At 64.8% G+C, this 19,515-nt stretch carries 17 protein-coding genes and 1 pseudogene; 9 read left to right on the plus strand and 9 right to left on the minus strand.

Annotated features, from left to right (window positions below):
* Positions 1-80 precede the first annotated feature (80 nt).
* The 5 genes from ACN8M7_RS21170 to ACN8M7_RS21190 form a co-directional block, all read right to left on the minus strand.
* The gene (locus ACN8M7_RS21170; protein WP_061237986.1) at positions 81-1,208 is read right to left on the minus strand and encodes an acyl-CoA dehydrogenase family protein; all 1,128 of its coding nucleotides are present in this window, start codon (positions 1,206-1,208) and stop codon (positions 81-83) included.
* A 96-nt stretch (positions 1,209-1,304) separates the two neighbouring features.
* The gene (locus ACN8M7_RS21175) at positions 1,305-2,495 is read right to left on the minus strand and encodes an acetyl-CoA C-acyltransferase (protein ID WP_061237985.1); all 1,191 of its coding nucleotides are present in this window, start codon (positions 2,493-2,495) and stop codon (positions 1,305-1,307) included.
* A gap of 162 nt (positions 2,496-2,657) precedes the next feature.
* Positions 2,658-3,425, minus strand: a complete 768-nt coding sequence (locus tag ACN8M7_RS21180) for a 3-hydroxyacyl-CoA dehydrogenase (protein WP_490262078.1) — start codon at positions 3,423-3,425, stop codon at positions 2,658-2,660.
* Positions 3,426-3,442: 17 nt separating this feature from the next.
* Positions 3,443-5,062, minus strand: coding sequence for an acyl-CoA synthetase (locus ACN8M7_RS21185; RefSeq protein WP_490262079.1), 1,620 nt, complete (start codon positions 5,060-5,062; stop codon positions 3,443-3,445).
* 117 nt (positions 5,063-5,179) lie between these two features.
* Positions 5,180-6,208 (minus strand): AraC family transcriptional regulator, encoded by a 1,029-nt coding sequence (locus ACN8M7_RS21190; protein ID WP_490262080.1) that lies wholly within the window; start codon positions 6,206-6,208, stop codon positions 5,180-5,182.
* Positions 6,209-6,365: 157 nt separating this feature from the next.
* On the opposite strand from ACN8M7_RS21190, the gene ACN8M7_RS21195 reads away from it, so the two are divergent.
* The 8 genes from ACN8M7_RS21195 (at position 6,366) to ACN8M7_RS21230 (ending at position 16,634) form a co-directional block, all read left to right on the plus strand.
* Positions 6,366-6,746, plus strand: a complete 381-nt coding sequence (locus ACN8M7_RS21195) for a MerR family transcriptional regulator (RefSeq protein WP_489084795.1) — start codon at positions 6,366-6,368, stop codon at positions 6,744-6,746.
* A gap of 33 nt (positions 6,747-6,779) precedes the next feature.
* Positions 6,780-7,943 carry an isovaleryl-CoA dehydrogenase gene (locus ACN8M7_RS21200; RefSeq protein ID WP_489084796.1) on the plus strand — a complete coding sequence of 388 codons (1,164 nt, stop codon included), beginning with the start codon at positions 6,780-6,782 and terminating at the stop codon, positions 7,941-7,943.
* 137 nt (positions 7,944-8,080) lie between these two features.
* Entirely contained in the window at positions 8,081-9,688 is a 1,608-nt protein-coding gene (locus ACN8M7_RS21205) for a carboxyl transferase domain-containing protein (RefSeq protein WP_490262081.1), read from the plus strand.
* A 127-nt stretch (positions 9,689-9,815) separates the two neighbouring features.
* A complete protein-coding gene (locus ACN8M7_RS21210; RefSeq protein WP_013715793.1) occupies positions 9,816-10,610 on the plus strand; it encodes a gamma-carboxygeranoyl-CoA hydratase in 795 nt (264 codons plus the stop codon).
* 2 nt (positions 10,611-10,612) lie between these two features.
* Positions 10,613-12,541, plus strand: coding sequence for an acetyl/propionyl/methylcrotonyl-CoA carboxylase subunit alpha (locus ACN8M7_RS21215; protein WP_490262082.1), 1,929 nt, complete (start codon positions 10,613-10,615; stop codon positions 12,539-12,541).
* A 190-nt stretch (positions 12,542-12,731) separates the two neighbouring features.
* Positions 12,732-13,634 carry a hydroxymethylglutaryl-CoA lyase gene (locus tag ACN8M7_RS21220; RefSeq protein ID WP_490262083.1) on the plus strand — a complete coding sequence of 301 codons (903 nt, stop codon included), beginning with the start codon at positions 12,732-12,734 and terminating at the stop codon, positions 13,632-13,634.
* A 228-nt stretch (positions 13,635-13,862) separates the two neighbouring features.
* Positions 13,863-15,818, plus strand: coding sequence for an acetoacetate--CoA ligase (locus ACN8M7_RS21225; protein WP_490262084.1), 1,956 nt, complete (start codon positions 13,863-13,865; stop codon positions 15,816-15,818).
* A gap of 66 nt (positions 15,819-15,884) precedes the next feature.
* Positions 15,885-16,634 carry a substrate-binding periplasmic protein gene (locus ACN8M7_RS21230; RefSeq protein ID WP_490262085.1) on the plus strand — a complete coding sequence of 250 codons (750 nt, stop codon included), beginning with the start codon at positions 15,885-15,887 and terminating at the stop codon, positions 16,632-16,634.
* A gap of 3 nt (positions 16,635-16,637) precedes the next feature.
* Here ACN8M7_RS21230 and ACN8M7_RS21235 read toward each other — a convergent pair whose 3' ends face one another.
* A complete protein-coding gene (locus ACN8M7_RS21235) occupies positions 16,638-17,858 on the minus strand; it encodes a PilT/PilU family type 4a pilus ATPase (protein WP_490262086.1) in 1,221 nt (406 codons plus the stop codon).
* 147 nt (positions 17,859-18,005) lie between these two features.
* Here ACN8M7_RS21235 and ACN8M7_RS21240 point away from each other — a divergent pair, with 147 nt between their 5' ends.
* Entirely contained in the window at positions 18,006-18,284 is a 279-nt protein-coding gene (locus tag ACN8M7_RS21240) for a peptidylprolyl isomerase (RefSeq protein WP_013715799.1), read from the plus strand.
* A 7-nt stretch (positions 18,285-18,291) separates the two neighbouring features.
* Here the strand turns inward: ACN8M7_RS21240 and ACN8M7_RS21245 are convergent.
* The 3 genes and pseudogenes from ACN8M7_RS21245 to ACN8M7_RS21255 form a co-directional block, all read right to left on the minus strand.
* Positions 18,292-18,390: pseudogene (locus tag ACN8M7_RS21245) on the minus strand (LysR family transcriptional regulator); the annotation flags it as partial.
* Between the two features lie 38 nt (positions 18,391-18,428).
* Positions 18,429-18,908: a nuclear transport factor 2 family protein gene (locus ACN8M7_RS21250; protein ID WP_490262087.1), complete on the minus strand. Its 480-nt coding sequence runs from the start codon at positions 18,906-18,908 to the stop codon at positions 18,429-18,431.
* 9 nt (positions 18,909-18,917) lie between these two features.
* Positions 18,918-19,508 carry a TetR/AcrR family transcriptional regulator gene (locus tag ACN8M7_RS21255; protein ID WP_490262088.1) on the minus strand — a complete coding sequence of 197 codons (591 nt, stop codon included), beginning with the start codon at positions 19,506-19,508 and terminating at the stop codon, positions 18,918-18,920.
* Positions 19,509-19,515 lie beyond the last annotated feature (7 nt).

The raw sequence follows: 19,515 nt of genomic DNA on the forward strand, positions 1-19,515 counted from the left end.
GGGCTGGGGGAGAGGGCTGACTCCCCTCCGATGATGGTGCCAGCTCGGGTGCGCACGCTGCACCCTACGGTTGCACGCCCTTACAGACTGCGCGCAATCACCATGCGCTGCACGTCGCTGGTGCCTTCGTAGATCTGGCATACGCGCACGTCGCGGTAGATGCGCTCGACCGGAAAGTCCTTGAGGTAGCCGTAGCCGCCCAGGGTCTGGATCGCCGCAGAACACACCCGTTCGGCCATCTCCGAGGCGAACAGTTTGGCCATCGAGGCCTCGGTCAGGCACGGCTGGCCGGCTTCACGCAGGCTGGCGGCGTGATGCACCATCTGCCGCGCCACGGCGATCTGCGTCGCCATATCGGCCAGGCGGAAGGCCACCGCCTGGTGTTCGATGATCGGCTTGCCGAACGTCACTCGCTCATGGGCGTAATCACGCGCCGCATCGAGCGCGGCCCGCGCCATACCCACAGACTGCGCGGCGATACCGATGCGTCCACCTTCCAGATTGGCCAGGGCGATGCGATAGCCCTCGCCCTCCTCGCCCAGACGCAGCTCAGCCGGGATACGCACGCCGTCGAGCTGGATCTGGCAGGTGTCGGAGGCATGCTGGCCGAGCTTGTCCTCCACGCGCACCACCGAGAATCCGGGGGTATCGGTGGGCACGATAAAAGCGCTGATGCCCTTCTTGCCCGCCTGCGGGTCGCTGACGGCGAAGACGATGACCATGCCGGCATGGCTACCGGAAGTGATGAACTGCTTGGCACCATCGAGCACATAGTGGTCGCCGTCGCGCCGGGCTCGGGTGCGCAAGTCGCTGGCATCGGAGCCGGCCTGCGGCTCGGTCAGGGCGAAGGCGCCAAGCATGCTGCCCTCGGCCAGCGGACGGAGAAAGTGCTGTTTCTGCGCCTCGCTGCCGTACTTCAGGATCGGCATGCAGCCCACCGAGTTATGCACGCTCATGATGGTGGAACAGGCGCCATCACCAGCGGCGATCTCCTCCAACGCCATGGCGTACGCCAGGTGACCGGTCTCGGCGCCGCCCCACTGCTCGGGCACCAGCATGCCCATAAAGCCCAGCTGGCCCATCTCGGCGATCGCCTCGGCCGGGAAACGATGCTCGCGATCCCAGTCGGCGGCGAAGGGTTTCAGCCGCTCCTGGGCGAACTGGCGGGCCATGTCACGGATGAGGATTTCTTCTTCTGTGGGCAGCATGGCTGGCTCCGGTGATGCGGTTCGATCAATCCGTGGGAGGCGCTTCAGCGGCGACTGTCGCGGCTTAAGCCCCTCCCACACGTCATTTGCGCTGCGTCAATACAACTCGATGGCCACGGCCGTGGCCTCGCCGCCACCGATGCACACGGAGGCCACGCCACGCTTGAGACCGCGCTGCTGCAGTGCCGCCAGCAGGGTCACCAGGATGCGCGCGCCGGACGCGCCGATGGGATGGCCCAGGGCACAGGCGCCACCGTTTACGTTGAGTTTGCCGTGGTCGATGCCCAGCTCGCGCATGGCCACCATCGGCACCACGGCGAAGGCCTCGTTGATCTCGAACAGATCGACCGACTCCTGCTGCCACTCGATACGCGCCAGCAGACGCCGAATCGCCGCCACCGGGGCCGTGGTGAACAGATTCGGCGCCTGGGCATGCCCAGCATGGCCGAGGATTCGCGCCAGCGGCGCGAGGCCTCGTTCCTGCGCCTCGGACAGGCGCATGAGCAGCAACGCGGCGGCGCCATCGGAGATCGAACTGGCATTGGCCGCCGTCACCGTGCCGCCCTCGCGAAACGCCGGCTTCAGACCGGGGATCTTGTCCGGCCGCGCCTTGGGCGGCTGTTCATCAGTATCGACCTGGCGCCGCTCACGCCCCTGTGGCGCCGCCACGGCAACGATCTCGCTGGCGAACCGACCTTCCGTTATCGCCTGCTGGGCGCGCCGCAGTGATTCCAGCGCATAGGCGTCCTGCTCCTCGCGACTGAAACGATACTGCTGCGCGCAATCCTCGGCGAAGGTGCCCATCAACCGGCCACGCTCGTAGGCGTCTTCCAGACCGTCGAGGAACATGTGATCGAGCACCTGGCCATGGCCCATGCGATAGCCGCTGCGGGCACGAGCCAAGAGGTACGGCGCATTGGACATGCTCTCCATACCGCCGGCCACCAGCAACTCGCTGCTGCCGGCCAGCAACTGGTCATGGCCCAGCATCAGCGCCTGCATGCCCGAGCCACACATCTTGTTCAGCGTGGTGCACTGCACCGCCTGACTCAGCCCGGCAGCCAATGCCGCCTGGCGCGCCGGTGCCTGGCCCTGGCCAGCCTGCAGCACGCAGCCCATCAGTACCGTGTCTACCGACTCGGCCGCGAGCCCGGCACGCTCCAGGGTCGAACGGATCGCCGCTGCGCCCAGCTCGGCCGCAGTAAGGCCGGACAGATCGCCAAGAAAGCCGCCCATGGGCGTGCGCACTGCGCTGACGATAACGACGGGATCGAGTTGCTGGTTCATGAGTTTCACCTTCAATTTCGTAGCCCGGATGCAATCCGGGAAGATTGCTCTGCGTGCACCGGTGTATATGAGCGTAGGAGCGGCTTCAGCCGCGATCATGACGAGGCGATTCGCGGCTAAAGCGGAATGCCGCCCAACCGCTCCTACAAAAGCTAAAACGTTCTATTTCGCCGCCATGCGCAGCGCGCCGTCGAGGCGGATCACCTCGCCATTGAGCATCGGGTTCTCGACGATATGCCGCACCAGGGCCGCGTACTCATCGGGTCGCCCCAGGCGTGGCGGAAACGGCACGTTGGCCGCCAGCGAATCGCGCACCTCCTGCGGCATGCCGGCCATCATCGGTGTCTCGAACACACCGGGCGCGACGCACATCACCCGAATGCCGGAGCGCGCCAGATCTCGCGCCGCCGGCAGGGTCAGCGCGGCGACACCGCCCTTGGAGGCAGCATAGGCGGCCTGCCCCATCTGCCCGTCGAACGCCGCCACCGAGGCGGTATTGATAATGACCCCGCGTTCGCCGCCTGCGTTCGGTGTGTTCTGCGCCATGGCCTCGGCCGCCAGACGCAGCAGGTTGAAACTGCCGATCAGGTTGACCTCGACGGTGCGCCGGAAACTGTCCAGAGCATGGGCACCGTTGCGCCCCAGCACCTTCTCGGCCGGCGCGATACCGGCGCAGTTGACCAGCCCGTGCAGGGCGCCGAATGCTGCCAACGCTTGCGCCACGGCGGCGTGACCATCCTCTTCGCGGGTGATGTCGGCGCGCACGAAGCGGGCACTGGCGCCCAGTTCAGCGAGGGCCTGCAGGCCTGCCTGCTCGTTGATATCCAGCAGCAGCACCTGGCCACCCTGCCCGACCAGCTCACGGGCCGTGGCTAGCCCAAGACCAGAGGCGCCGCCGCTGATCAGGAATACGCTGTGTTCGATTTGCATGATGAAGATTCCTTGAATCAGTGGCTGAAGGCCGCCTGGGCCTTGGCGATTTCCTGATTGCGCAGGAGAAAACGCTGGATCTTGCCGCTCGGGGTCTTGGGCAGCTCGTCGACGAACTCGATCTCGCGCGGGTAGGCATGCGCCGACAGGCGCTTGCGCACGTACTGCTGCAGGGCCTCGGCCAGGGCCTCGTCGGCTGCGTGGCCAGCGTGCAGCACGACGAAGGCCTTGACCCGCTCGGTACGCTCCGGGTCGGGCTTGCCGATCACCGCCGCCTCGATCACCGCGGGATGTTCGATCAGCGCGCTCTCCACATCAAAAGGGCCGACGCGGTAGCCGCTGGTGGTGATCACGTCGTCGGCACGACCGACGAAGCTGATACTGCCGTCGTCGTTGAGCTCCACCGTATCGCCACTGAGGTAGTAGTCGCCGACGAAGGCTTTGGTCGCCATGCCGCGATAGCCGGGGAACCAGAACAGCGGCGAGCGCGCCATGTCCAGCGCGAGGATGCCGGGCTGGCCAGACGGCAGTTCGCGCTGCTGCTCGTCCAGCACCACCACGCGATGGCCGGGCATGGCGAAACCGGCCGCGCCCAGGCGCACCGGATGCTGCAGCGCATGGTGATTGCACAGCACCATGCCCAGCTCGGTCTGCCCGTAATGGTCGTGGATGGTGCAGCCCAGGCCCTCGGCAAACCAGCGGATCACCTCTGGTGTCAGCGGCTCGCCGGCACTGCTCACCACACGCAGCCGCCCCTTGATCGTCGTCTCCACCTCGTCACGCGCGGCCAGCAGCAGACGGAAGGCCGTAGGCGAGCCCGCCAGGTTGGTGATGCCGTATTCGCGGATCACCCGGCAGGTGCTCTCGACGCTGAACGCGCCCTCGTAGAAGGTGGTGGCATGCCCCAGCGCCAACGGGCCGGTGACGGCGTAGTACAGGCCATAGGCCCAGCCGGGGTCGGCCAGGTTCCAGAAGCGATCCTCCGGGCGCAGATCCACCGCCTCGCGCATGTAGCTGACGAAGGCGAGGATGGCTTTGAGCGGCACCTGCAAGGGCTTGGCCAGGCCGGTGGTGCCCGAGGTGAACATCAGCAGAAAGGGATCGTCAGCGCGGCGCATCACCGGCTCGAAGCGATCCGCCTGACGCTCCAGCTCAGCCCAGAAATCTTCGCCGACCACCAGCGTGGGCGGCGCCTGCTCCACCTCGTCGAGCTTGCCCCGATTGAGGCTATCGGTGACCACCAGCTTGGAACCGGCCGTGTGCACCCGGTGCTCGATGGCCTTGGGGCCGAAGGCGGTGAACAGTGGCTGGTAGACGGCGCCGGCGCGCCAGGTGCCGAGAATGGTGATCAGCAGCTCCGGCGTGCGCGGCAGGATGCCCGACACGCAATCACCAGCGCCGATGCCCCGGCTGGCCAACAGATTGGCGAAGCGCGCCGAGGCTGCCTGCAACTGCTCGAACGTCCAGGTGGCGCGCTCGCCATTGCGCCCCTCCCAGATCAGCGCCGTGCGGCCGGCGCCGACATGCCGGTCACAGCACTCCACACAGGCATTGAGGGCATCCAGCCGGCCGGCCAGGGTATCGGCAACGGTCGCCTCGAAATCGAACTCGCGGGCGGCTGTGAAGTAATCGCGCATCGGGGTGATCTCCCGGATTGTTCTTATTGGATGTCGCGATAGTTACCTCGGGCCGGCGGCGCGGCAATGTCGAAAGGTCTCAACCTTCCTGAGCGGAAATGACAGCCCCCGCCTCGGTCAATGGCGCTCGGGGTGCATCAACGCGCGGTACTGGCCTGGCGTCGAGCCTGTCCATTTCTTGAATGCCTTGTAGAAGGCGCTGCTGTCGGCGAAGCCCAGTTCGAAAGCCAGGTCACGAACGTTGCCGTCATCGCTGTCCAAGCAGGCAATGGCCAGGTCACGCCGCACCTGATCCTTGAGCCCCTGGTAAGGCTGCCCCTGCAGCGAGAGCTTGCGCCGCAGGGTCGAGGGCGCCATGTGGAAATGCGCGGCCAGGGCCTCCACATCCGGCCACTGCTCAGGCGCCAGGCTGCGCAGATGGTTCTTGATCCGCGCGCTCAGGCTCTGTGGGTCGCGGTAGCGCACCAGAATATTGCCCGGCGCATCGGCGAGAAAGCGCTTGAGGTCGTCAGCGCTGCGTCGGATCGGCGTCTGCAGGCTGTCGGCGTTGAACAGCAGGCGGCTCTGTCCCCGCGCGAACTGCAGGTTGCGGGTGAACATCACCTGGTAGTCCTCGATGTAATCCGGTTGCGGGCAGCGCAGCTGGATGCCCAGCACATCGATACGCCGCCCGGCCAGCCAACAGCCCAGACCATGGATGATCAGCCACAGGGTGAAATAGCCAAAGGCGCGGCAGGCCTGCCCAGGCGCCTCGTCGATGACGATGGCGGCCAGGCCATCGCGCACCTCCAGCCTCGGACTGAAATCATCAAAGACCAGGTGCAGAAAGCGCAGCGCGCCTTGCAAGGCCGCGCCCAGGGTCAGCTCCTTCGCTGCAGCACGAGCCATGAAGGCGAAACTACCCACCTTCATGCGGCGTTGGTTCATGCCGAAGAATTCATCGTCCATCTGCCGGGCGATGGCCAACCAGAGCCGGGCATAGGCCTCGGACGACACCCGCCCTTCGGGCTGCGCCAGCAGATCGCCGTCGATACCGGCCTCGACCAGCAATGCGGTGTCGTCGACGCCTTGCTGGCGCAGCTCGCATAGCGCCTCAAGCACCAGTCGTATGGAGATCGTGCCTTTTTCAGCGGACGCGCCTGCCATGAGTTCCCTTGTTCGTGGCTGCCGACAAGAGCGGCATTCTAGAGGCTTTGCCGTAGCGCTTGTCCAGCCGAGCTGCTCGCTGCCGGCGGCAGCGACGTTGACAGCCTGAAAAAGCTAACTTAACGTTTACGTAAAGGTAAACAACAAGAACATCGCCATGCCCACCACCTACAGCATCTCCGACCTGGCTCGTGAACTGGACGTGACCCCTCGCGCCATCCGCTTCTACGAGGAACAAGGCATGCTCGCCCCCGAGCGCCGTGGCCAGGAGCGCATCTATCACCCCAAGGATCTGGTGACCCTGAAGCTCATTCTGCGCGGCAAGCGCATCGGTTTCTCCCTGGCCGAATGCAAGGAGCTGATTGATCTCTACGACCCCAGCAGCGGCAACCACAAGCAGCTCAATACCTTCCTCACCAAGATCGCCGAACGCCGCCAGCAACTTGAACAACAGTTGCTGGACATCCAGCAGATGCAACTGGAACTGGATACAGCCGAGGAACGCTGCCTCGCAGCCCTCGCCGAAACCACCGCCTAATCGCCCCACTACAAGAACAATCGCAGGTGACCCATGAGCTACCCCACCCTCAACTTCGGCCTCGGCGAAACCCTCGACATGCTGCGCGACGCGGTGCACCAGTTCGCCCAGAACGAGCTGGCGCCGCGCGCCGCGCAGATCGACCGCGACAACGAGTTCCCCATGGACATGTGGCGCAAGTTCGGCGACATGGGCCTGCTCGGCATAACGGTCAAGGAAGAGTACGGCGGCACCGACATGGGCTATCTGGCGCATGTGCTGGCCATGGAGGAAATCAGCCGCGCCTCGGCCTCGGTGGGCCTGTCCTACGGTGCGCACTCCAACCTCTGCGTCAACCAGATCCACAAGAACGGCAGCGAGGCGCAGAAGCAGAAATATTTGCCCAAGCTGTGTTCCGGCGAGCATATCGGCGCTCTGGCCATGAGCGAGCCCAACGCTGGCTCCGACGTGGTGTCGATGAAGCTGCGTGCGGAAAAGCGCGGCGACCGCTACGTGCTCAACGGCAACAAGATGTGGATCACCAACGGCCCGGACGCCCACACCTACGTGATCTACGCCAAGACCGACATCAACGCCGGCTCGCGCGGCATGACCGCCTTTATCGTCGAGCGCGACTTCAAGGGTTTCTCCCGCCACCAGAAGCTGGACAAGCTGGGCATGCGCGGCTCCAACACCTGCGAACTGCTGTTCGAAGACTGCGAAGTGCCGGAAGAGAACATCTTAGGCGTCGAGGGTGGCGGCGTGCGCGTGCTGATGAGCGGCCTCGACTACGAGCGCACCGTGCTCTCCGGCGGCCCGACCGGGATCATGAGCGCCTGCATGGACGTAGTGCTGCCCTACGTGCACGAGCGCCAGCAGTTCAAGCAGTCGATCGGCGAATTCCAGTTGGTGCAAGGCAAGCTGGCCGACATGTACGCCGGCATGAACGCCTCCAAGTCCTACCTGTACAACGTCGCCAAAGCCTGTGATCGCGGCGAGGAATCACGCAAGGATGCCGCTGCGGTAATCCTCTACACCGCCGAGATGGCCACCAAGATGGCCCTGGACACCATCCAGCTACTGGGCGGCAACGGCTACACCAACGAATACCCGGCCGGCCGCCTGCTGCGCGACGCCAAGCTCTACGAGATCGGCGCCGGCACCAGCGAGATCCGCCGCATGCTGATCGGCCGCGAGCTGTTCAACGAGACCAAGTGAAGCACGGTCTATCCCCCTCTCCCACGTGTGGGAGAGGGTTAGGGAGAGGGGCTCTGGGTCGCCTACACCGCCCTCTCCCCCGGCCCCTCTCCCGCAAGCGGGCAGAGGGGAGATAAATCAAAATCGGAGCGTGCCAAATGGCCATCCTGCACACCCAGATCAACACCCGCTCGCCAGAGTTCGCCGCCAACCAGGCGGCCATGCTCGCTCAGGTGGACGAGCTGCGCGCCCTGCTCGCCCGCATCCATGAAGGCGGCGGCGCCAAGGCGCAGGAGCGCCACACCTCGCGCGGCAAATTGCTGCCGCGCGAGCGCATCAACCGCTTGCTCGATGCCGGCTCGCCCTTCCTCGAGATCGGCCAGCTCGCCGCACATGAGGTCTACGGCGAGGACGTGCCCGCCGCCGGGGTGATCGCCGGTATCGGCCGCGTCGAAGGCGTGGAATGCATGATCGTGGCCAACGACGCCACGGTTAAAGGCGGCTCCTACTACCCGCTGACGGTGAAGAAGCACCTGCGCGCCCAGGCCATCGCCCGCGAGAATCGCCTACCGTGCATCTACCTGGTGGACTCCGGCGGCGCCAACCTGCCGCGCCAGGACGAGGTGTTCCCGGATCGCGAGCACTTCGGCCGGATCTTCTTCAACCAGGCCAACATGAGCGCCATGGGCATTCCGCAGATCGCCGTGGTGATGGGCTCCTGCACCGCCGGCGGCGCCTACGTGCCGGCCATGAGCGACGAAACCATCATGGTGCGCGAGCAGGCGACCATCTTCCTCGCCGGCCCGCCGCTGGTGAAGGCCGCCACCGGCGAAGTGGTGACAGCCGAGGAACTCGGCGGCGCCGACGTACACTGCAAGACCAGCGGCGTCGCCGACCACTACGCCGAGGACGACGAACACGCCCTGGCCCTGGCTCGCCGCTGCATCAGCAATTTGAACTGGCGCAAGCTCGGCCAGCTCGACAGCCGTGCGCCCATCGCTCCGCGCTACGCCGCCGAGGAGCTGTATGGGGTGATCCCGGCTGACGCCAAGCAGCCCTTCGATGTACGCGAGGTGATCGCGCGGATCGTCGACGACTCGCAACTGGATGAATTCAAGGCGCTGTTCGGCACTACCCTGGTCTGCGGTTTCGCCCGCATCAATGGCTACCCGGTGGCGATCCTGGCCAACAACGGCATCCTCTTTGCCGAAGCGGCGCAGAAAGGCGCGCACTTCGTCGAACTGGCCTGCCAGCGCGGCATTCCACTGCTGTTCCTGCAGAACATCACCGGCTTCATGGTGGGCAAGAAGTACGAGGAAGGCGGCATCGCCAAGCACGGCGCCAAGCTGGTCACCGCCGTGGCCTGCGCCCAGGTGCCGAAGTTCACCCTGATCATCGGCGGCAGCTTCGGCGCCGGCAACTACGGCATGTGCGGCCGCGCCTACGACCCGCGCTTTCTGTGGATGTGGCCCAACGCGCGCATCGGCGTGATGGGCGCGCAGCAGGCGGCCGGCGTACTGGTGCAGGTCAAGCGCGAACAGGCCGCACGCGCCGGCCAGCCGTTCAGCGACGACGAGGAACAACGCCTCAAACAGCCCATCGTCGAGCAGTACGAGCAGCAAGCGCACGCCTTCTATTCCAGTGCTCGGCTGTGGGACGACGGCGTGATCGACCCGGCGCAGACCCGCGAGGTGCTGGCCCTGGCCCTGTCCGCCAGCCTCAACGCCCCCATCGAGCCGACCCGTTTCGGGGTGTTCCGTATGTGATGACCAACTCCCCTCTCCCGCTTGCGGGAGAGGGGCCGGGGGAGAGGGTTAAACGCTCAAAGCGCCCTCTCCCCAGCCCTCTCCCATGAATGGGAGAGGGAGCAAAAAGCAGATTCCGGAATTAATCATGACCGACTTCACCACCGTACAGCTTGAGAAAGATCCGCGCGGCTTCGCCACCCTGTGGCTGAACCGCCCGGAAAAGAACAACGCCTTCAATGCCGAGATGATCCGCGAGCTGATCCTCGCCCTCGACGCTGTGGGCGAAGACAAGAGCCTGCGTTTCCTCCTGCTGCGCGGCCGTGGCAAGCACTTTTCCGCTGGCGCCGACCTGGCCTGGATGCAGCACGCCGCCACCCTCGACTACAACGCCAATTTGAATGACGCCCGCGAGCTGGCCGAGCTGATGTACAACCTGCACGGTCTGAAGATCCCCACCCTGGCCGTCGTCCAGGGCGCGGCCTTCGGTGGCGCGGTAGGCCTGGCCAGTTGCTGCGACATGGCCATCGGCAGCGAAGACGCGCTGTTCTCGCTGTCGGAAGTGCGTATCGGCCTGGCCCCGGCGGTGATCAGCCCCTTCGTCGTGCAGGCCATCGGCGAGCGCGCCGCCAAGCGCTACGCGCTCACCGCCGAGCGCTTCGATGGCAAGCGCGCCCGCGAACTGGGCCTGCTTGCCGAGTGCTTCCCGCTTGCCGAGTTGGATGCTCAGGTCGAAGCCTGGGTCGCCAACCTGCTGCACAACAGCCCGCAAGCCATGCGCGCCAGCAAGGATCTGCTGCGCGAAGTCGGCAGCGGCGAGCTGACCCCGGCCCTGCGCCGCTACACCGAGAACGCCATCGCCCGCCTGCGCGTCAGCGCCGAGGGCCAGGAAGGCCTGCGCGCATTCCTGGAAAAACGCCAACCGTCCTGGCAGGAGCAATGACCATGATCGATACCCTGCTGGTCGCCAACCGCGGCGAAATCGCTTGCCGCGTGATGCGTACGGCCAAGGCCATGGGCATTCGCACTGTCGCCGTGCACAGCGCCATCGACGCCCATGCACGGCATGTGCGTGAAGCAGACGTGGCGGTAAACCTCGGCGGTGCCAAGCCTGGCGAAAGCTACCTGCTGATCGACAAGATCATCGCCGCCGCCAAGGCCAGCGGCGCGCAGGCCATCCACCCGGGCTACGGTTTTCTCTCGGAGAACGCCGGTTTCGCCCGCGCCATCGAGCAGGCCGGACTGATCTTTCTCGGCCCGCCGGCCTCGGCCATCGATGCCATGGGCAGCAAGTCGGCGGCCAAGTCGCTGATGGAAGCCGCCGGCGTGCCGCTGGTGCCGGGCTATCACGGTGACAAGCAGGATCTCGACACCTTCCGCGAGGCCGCTGCGCGCATCGGCTACCCGGTGCTGCTCAAGGCCGCCGCGGGCGGCGGTGGCAAGGGCATGAAGGTCGCAGAATCCGAAGCGCAACTCGCCGAGACCCTGGAATCGGCGCAGCGTGAAGCGCAGTCGGCCTTCGGCGACTCGCGCATGCTGGTGGAAAAGTACGTGCTCAAGCCGCGCCACGTGGAGATCCAGGTATTCGCCGACCAGCACGGTAACTGCCTGTACCTCAACGAGCGCGACTGCTCGATCCAGCGTCGCCACCAGAAGGTGGTGGAAGAAGCACCGGCGCCGGGCCTCAGCCCCGAGCTGCGCCGCGCCATGGGCGAAGCGGCGGTCAAGGCCGCGCAGGCCATCGGCTATGTCGGTGCCGGTACCGTGGAGTTTCTGCTCGACGAGCGCGGCGACTTCTTCTTCATGGAGATGAATACCCGCCTGCAAGTCGAACACCCGGTTACCGAAGCCATCACCGGGCTCGATCTGGTGGCCTGGCAGATTCGCGTCGCCCGTGGCGAGGCGCTGCCGATCGCCCAACAACGGGTGCCGCTCAACGGCCACGCCATCGAGGTGCGGCTGTACGCCGAAGACCCGGATCACGATTTTCTCCCTTCCACCGGCACCCTGGCGCTGTACCGCGAGGCCGTCAGCGGCGATGGCCGGCGTATCGACAGCGGCGTGGCCGAGGGCGACAGCGTGTCGCCCTTCTACGACCCGATGCTGGGCAAGCTGATCGCCTGGGGCGAGAACCGCGAGCAGGCGCGCCTGCGTCTGCTGGCGATGCTCGACGACACCCTGGTCGGTGGCGTGAAAACCAACCTGACGTTCCTGCGCCGCATCCTCGCCCACCCGGCCTTCGCCGCCTGCCAGCTGGATACCGGCTTTATCCCGCGTCATCAGCAGCAGTTGCTGCCTGCACCCAGCGAGTTGCCGGAAACCTTCTGGCAACTGGCGGCCGATGCCTGGGCGCAGAGCGAGACGCCGCTAGAGCGCGACGACGACCCGCATTCACCCTGGGCCGCCCACAGCGGCTGGCGCTCCGGCAGTGCCGCAGAAATCGAATTGCATCTGAGCTGCCAAGGTGAAAACCGCAAGGTGCGCGCGACTAACACAGCCTGCTTGCACGGCGAAGAACTGCTTGTGGACATCGACGATACACGCCAGCGCCTGCGCGCCATTCGCCAAGGTGAAACCCTCTACCTGCAATGGCACGGCGAACTGCACGCCATCACCCGCTTCGACCCCATCGCCGCCGCCGAAGCCAGCCACACCCAGCAAGGCGGCCTCAGTGCCCCGATGAACGGCAGCATCGTCCGGGTGCTGGTCGAGCCTGGCCAGGCGGTCGAGGCCGGCACCGCGCTGGTAGTGTTGGAGGCGATGAAGATGGAGCACAGCATCCGCGCCCCCGAAGCCGGCACGGTCAAGGCGCTGTATTGCCGTGAAGGGGAAATGGTCAGCGAAGGTGCGGTGCTGGTCGAGCTAGAGCCGTAGGGTGGATCACGCTTCACCGATCCACCGCATTCGCCTTGACTAAGGTGGACATGAAAAGCGATGTCCACCCTACGCCACGGATATAAATAGTCGCGTAGGGTGGGCTTCAGCCCACCGATTCAACTCGCCCTACTACGCCTTGCCGCAGACGGTGCGCACGGCGCACCCTAGGATGAAACGAGGACAACCGATGAGCCTGCCCAACTCCGTACGACTGGTGGAAGTCGGCCCGCGCGATGGCCTGCAGAACGAGAAGCAACCGATCAGCGTGGCCGACAAGGTGCGTCTGGTCGATGATCTGACGGCAGCCGGGCTGAGCTATGTCGAGGTGGGCAGCTTCGTCTCGCCCAAATGGGTGCCACAAATGGCCGGCTCTGCCGAGGTGTTCGCCGCCATCCAGCGCAAACCTGGCATCACCTACGCCGCCCTGACGCCCAACCTGAAAGGCTTCGAGGCCGCACTCGAAGCCAAGGTAGAGGAAGTGGCGGTATTCGCCGCCGCCAGCGAAACCTTCTCGCAAAAGAACATCAACTGCTCCATCGCCGACAGCCTGCAACGCTTCGTGCCGCTGATGGAGACGGCCAAGGCCGCGAACGCTCGCGTGCGCGGCTACGTCTCCTGCGTGCTGGGCTGCCCCTACGATGGCGAGATCGCGCCGGAGCAGGTCGCCAGTGTCGCCCGCGAGCTATATGCCATGGGCTGCTACGAGGTGTCGCTGGGCGACACCATCGGCACCGGCACCGCTGGCAAAACCCGCGCGCTGTTCGAGCAGGTTGGCCGCGACATCCCCCGTGAGAGGCTAGCCGGGCACTTCCACGACACCTATGGCCAGGCGCTGGCCAATATCTACGCCAGCCTGCTCGAAGGCATCCATGTGTTCGACAGCTCGGTCGCCGGTCTCGGCGGCTGCCCCTATGCCAAGGGCGCCACCGGCAACGTCGCCAGCGAGGACGTGCTGTACCTGCTGCAGGGCCTGGGCATCGAAACTGGCGTGGACATGGACAAGCTGATCGCGGCCGGCCAACGCATCTGCGAGGTGCTCGGCAAGGCTAACGGCTCGCGAGTGGCGCGGGCTCGGATGGCGAATCGCTGAGCGCCAACCTGCCATCTGTAGGAGCGGCTTTAGCCGCGAAAATCGCGGATGAATCCGCTCCTACAAGTATGTGCGGCTTAATCGTTCCACCGTTTTACGCATCAAGAGACACCCCATCCGGCCAAGTGAAAGGTCGGTGCGACAGCAGCAAAGGTCGCCTGAGTTAAAGGTCAAATGCCGCGAACGCACTAAGCTGAAGCATAAGATCGAGTACGACGAGGACTCGCCATGTCGCAACCGCTGTGGACGCCGTCGCCCGAGCGCATCAGCGCCAGCCGGATGGATGCCTTCCGCCGCTTCGTCAACGAGCGCCAGGGTTTGCAGCTGGCCGATTACCCTGCCCTGCACGCCTGGAGCGTTGAGCAGCGCGCAGCCTTCTGGCAGGCCATCGTCGACTTCTTCGATATTCGCTTTAACAGCCCTGCCGAATGCGTGCTGCGCGAAGGCCCGACGATGCTCGATGCGCAGTGGTTTCCCGGTGCCACGCTGAACTTCGCCGAACACCTGCTGCGCCGCCGCGACGGCCATCCGGCGCTGGTGGCCATCGGCGAGGATGGCAGCCGCGAGCAGCTTAGCCATGCCCAACTGGCGGCCCATGTCGCCGGCCTGCAGCGAGCCCTGCGCGAGGCCGGCGTAGTCCTCGGCGACCGCGTCGCCGCCTTCATGCCCAATACCTGGCAGACCGTGGTGGGCATGCTTGCCACTGCCAGCCTCGGCGCTACTTGGTCGAGTTGCTCGCCGGATTTCGGCACCCAGGGCGTGATCGACCGCTTCGGCCAGATCGAACCCAAGGTGCTGATCGCCGCCGCAGGCTACCGCTACGCCGGCAAGAACATCGATCTGAGCGGCAAGCTCAACGAAATCCTCGGGCAACTGCCTTCTCTACAACAGCTGGTGCTGGTGCCTTACGCCAAGGTCGATACCGACACGACGGATTGCAAAACCGCCGCCGCCGTCAGCCTCTGGCAGGATTTTTACCAGCCCGGCGGCGCGCCGCAGTTCACCCCGACGGCCTTCGACCAGCCGCTGTACATCCTCTACTCCAGCGGCACCACCGGCGTGCCCAAGTGCATCGTCCACGGCGCGGGCGGTACCTTGCTGCAGCACGTCAAGGAGCATGGCCTGCACAGCGATCTGGGCACCAGCGACACCCTGTTCTACTACACCACCTGCGGCTGGATGATGTGGAACTGGCTGGTCTCGGGCCTGGCCCAGGGCGCCACCCTGGTGCTCTACGACGGTTCGCCCTTTCACCCCGAACCGACGCGACTGATGGACCTGATCGACGCAGAGGACATTTCCATCTTCGGCACCAGCGCCAAGTTCATCGCAGCCCTGGAGAAAGCCGGCGTCAAACCGCGACAAAGCCACAAGCTGAGCAGCCTCAAGGCCATTCTCTCCACCGGCTCGCCGCTGGCCCACGAGAGCTTCGAGTACGTCTACCGCGAGGTGAAACGCGACCTTTGCCTGTCGTCGATCTCCGGCGGCACCGACATCGTCTCCTGCTTTGCCCTCGGTAACCCGACCCTGCCGGTCTGGCGCGGCGAACTGCAGTGCAAGGGCCTGGGCATGGACGTGCAGGTGTGGAACGACAATGGCCAGGCAGTGACGGGAGAAAAAGGCGAGCTGGTCTGTACCCGACATTTTCCGTCGATGCCGGTGGGCTTCTGGAATGATGCAGGCGGCGAGAAATTCCACGCTGCCTATTTCTCCACCTTCCCCGGCGTCTGGGCTCACGGCGACTACGCCGAGGAAACCGAGCACAGCGGTTTGCTCATCCACGGCCGCTCCGATGCCGTGCTCAACCCTGGCGGCGTGCGCATCGGCACCGCGGAAATCTACCGCCAGGTGGAGAAGGTGCCACAGGTACTGGAGTCCATCGCCATCGGCCAGGAATGGGACGGCGATGTGCGCGTGGTGCTGTTCATCCGCCTGCGCGATGGCATGACGCTGGACGATGCCCTGCGCGAGGAAATTCGCCAGATGATTCGCGCCAACACCACGCCGCGCCATGTACCGGCGCGGATCGTCCAGGTCGCAGATATCCCCCGCACCCTCAGCGGCAAGATCGTCGAACTGGCGGTGCGCAACGTCGTCCACGGCCGCCCGGTGAAGAACACCGATGCCCTTGCCAATCCCCAGGCGCTGGAACTGTATCGCAACCTGGCAGAGTTACAGCGATGAGCTGAGCACTGCCTGGCAAATCGCCGCACCACAGCAGCCCTATACTGCTTTGACCAGACCAACAGGATGTTCGTCGTGCCCAACCCCTTCTGGCTGCTCGCTGCCTTGCTGGCCACTGGAACTGCATCAGCAAACGAGCCGGTCAAGCTGTACATGCCGGACGCGCCCCCGCTGACCCTGCACCATTACCAGGGTGGCCACGGCATGGTGGGCGACGTGGTACTGACCGCGCTGGCGAAGATCGGCAAGCTCACCGACATCGTCGCCGAGCCATGGTCTCGCTCTCAGATGCGGGTCGCCAAGGGCAAGGACCTGCTGATCATTCCTCTGTCACGCACCCCCGAGCGCGAGCAGATGTACACCTGGATTGCCTCGGTCATGGAGCTGGAGCGCGCGTTCTTCAGCCTCGATGAGCCAGTCACCAGCTTCGCGCAGGCGCGCCAGCGCTACCAGCGGATCGGTGTCGGAATGGGTACGGCGCAGGTTGGCATCCTGCAGCGCGCAGGTTTCAACGACGAGCAGATCGTGCAGCTCCAGCTGGGCGAAAACCCGGCCCATCTGCTCATCCTTGGCCGCATCGATGCCTGGTTCACCGGCGTACCGGAGGCCCTGTATATCTGGGAGAACTCGCCCTATCGAGAACAGAACCTGCGCAGAAGCCCGACCCTGGCCAGCACCGGCCTGTATCTCGCCTGCTCGAAGGATTGCGATGCGCAACTGGTCGAGCAACTGCGCAAGGCCATCAGCGAACTGGAACAGGACGGCGTCAGCCTGCTGTTGCGTCAGGCTTACCTGCCGCTGCAGCCCGACCCATAGGGTCTAGATTCCCTGCCGCCCCGGATCCTCTGGCGGCAGCTCCTCTTCGATATCCTCGAGCTTTAGCTCCAGTCCCCAGTCGCCTGCCGAGGCGGCTTTCGGTGGCGCAACGGGGGCTGCCACCGGCGCTGCAGCAACCGGAGCAGGCCGGGCATTGGCCGGGTTGTCGCGATGGAGCTTGAGCTTCAGGCGCACGTTGTTCGCCGAATCGGCGTTCTTCACCGCCTCCTCTTCATCGATGGCGCCTTCGTGCACCAGGTCGATCAACGCCTGATCGAAGGTCTGCATGCCAAGGTTCTTGGATTTCTCCATGATTTCCTTGAGCTCGGAGAATTCGTTGCGCTTGATCAGGTCGCGCACCGTCGGCGTACCCAGCATCACCTCCACCGCCGCGCGGCGCTTGCCGTCCAAGGTCTTGACCAGGCGCTGGGAAACGAACGCCTTGAGGTTGTTGCCCAGATCGTTGAGCAATTGCGGGCGGCGATCTTCGGGGAAAAAGTTGATGATACGGTCCAACGCCTGGTTGGCGTTGTTGGCGTGCAGGGTGGAAATCGCCAGGTGCCCGGTGTCGGCGAAGGCCAGGGCGTGCTCCATGGTTTCGCGGTCGCGGATCTCGCCGATCAGAATGACGTCCGGTGCCTGACGCAGGGTGTTCTTCAACGCCGCATGGAAGCTGCGGGTGTCCACGCCCACCTCACGCTGGTTGATGATCGACTTCTTGTGCCGGTGCACGTACTCCACCGGGTCTTCGATGGTGATGATATGGCCGCCACTGTTGCGGTTGCGGTAGTCGATCAGTGCCGCCAGCGAGGTCGACTTGCCCGAACCGGTGCCACCGACGAACAGCACCAGGCCGCGCTTTTCCATCACCGTACTGAGCAGCACTTCAGGCAGCTTGAGGTCTTCGAAACGGGGAATGTCCAGCTTGATGTTGCGCGCGACGATGGACACCTCGTTGCGCTGCTTGAAGATGTTGATGCGAAAACGCCCTACACCGGCCAGCGATATGGCCAGGTTCATCTCCAGCTCGCGTTCGAACTCCTCACGCTGGGCGCCGTCCATGATCGCGTCGGCAATGGCCGCCACATCGCCCGCCTTCATCGGCTCCTGACTCAACGCCTTGAGCACGCCGTTGAACTTGGCGCAGGGTGGCGCCCCCGTGGACAGATACAGATCGGAGCCATCCTGACTGGACAGGACTTTCAGCATTGCGTGGAGATCCATGGCGGCGTTTCCGTGAGCGCGATTGAAATACCATAGGCCAAGTTCGCCCGCAGCGCGGACAGCACACGACCGACAAAATTGACGCCATTCTGCTGGCGCAACGAATGCTGGCACAATAGCGCCCTGACAGATTTGAGGACCCCATCAATGGCAAAGGCAATGGCCCGCCACATCCTGGTCAAGACCGAAGCGGAGGCTGCCGCGCTGAAGAAGCGCATCGCTGCTGGCGAGGCCTTCGACGTGCTGGCGCGCAAGCACTCCACCTGCCCCTCCGGCAAGAAGGGCGGCGACCTCGGTGAAGTACGTCCTGGGCAGATGGTGCGTGCAGTGGATCAGGTGATCTTCAAGAAGCCACTGCGCGAGGTGCACGGCCCGGTGAAGACCCAGTTCGGCTATCACCTGATCCAGGTCTTCTATCGCGACTGAGCGCTGCTCAGGCGTCTGGCTCGCCCATGAACTGGACGATCTTGCTCCTCAGCCAGCGCTCGGCCGGGTCATTGTCGGTCACCCCGCTCCAGGCCATGGACAGATCCGGGGTGACCAGCTCAAGGGCGAATCACCGGCGCGCTATCAAAGCCCAAGATCGGACAAGCCCGGATGATCGTCAGGACGGCGCCCCAGCGGCCAGCGGAACTTGCGCTCGGACTCCTGAATCGGCAGGTCGTTGATGCAGGCGTAGCGATTGACCATCAGCCCGTCAGCGCCGAACTCCCAGTTCTCGTTGCCATAGGAGCGAAACCAGTTACCCGAATCGTCGCGCCATTCGTAGGCATAGCGCACGGCGATACGGTTCTCGGTGAATGCCCAGAGTTCCTTGATCAGACGGTAGTCGAGCTCCTTGGCCCATTTGCGCTCGAGGAAGGCACGCGCCTGGTCGCGGCCATTGATGAATTCGGCACGGTTACGCCAACGGGTATCGAGGCTGTAGGCCAGCGCGACCTTGGCGGCATCCCGGCTGTTCCAGCCATCCTCGGCCAGGCGGACCTTCTCGATGGCACTCTCGCGGGTGAACGGCGGCAGCGGCGGGCGAACTTCAGTATTTGATGACATGACGGTACCTCAGGCTTGCGGGGGATTGAGCCCATTGCTGGGCGACAGGGTGTGCAGGAGCAGTTGCGCGGCGCGGCCGGCACTGTCGGCGGCATCCGCCTGGCCGGTGACCATGGCGACAGCGGTAGCGCCATCGATGAGCAGGAGAAACTGTCTGGCCATTTCCTCGGGCTCGGCAAAGCCGCAAGCAGTGGTCAGTTCGTTGACATAGGCCAGCAAACGCTGCTTGTGCAACAGCGCAACAGCGCGGATCTCACTCTCAAGGTCGCCGATCTCACCGGCGGCATTGATAAAGGCGCAGCCGTGGAAGTCAGGCGCCGAAAACCAACTGCGCAGCAGTGGAAACACCGCCAGCAATCGCTCGCTCGGCGAGCCTGTCGACGTGCCCGCGATGAACCACTGCATCCAACGCTCATCACGTTCACGCAGTGCGGCGACGACCAGCGCCTCCTTGGTCGGATACAGGCGATAAATGCTTTTGCGCGATACCCCCGACGCCTTGACGATGGCGTCCATACCCGTGGCGTTGATGCCGCCGGCATAGATCAGGCGTTCGGTGGCTTGCAGCAAGCGCTGCTGGATAGAGGCGTCTTCGAGCATGGTTCAA

This window comes from Pseudomonas spartinae, from assembly GCF_965197125.1.
GTDB classification, from domain to species: Bacteria; Pseudomonadota; Gammaproteobacteria; order Pseudomonadales; family Pseudomonadaceae; genus Aquipseudomonas; species Aquipseudomonas composti_A.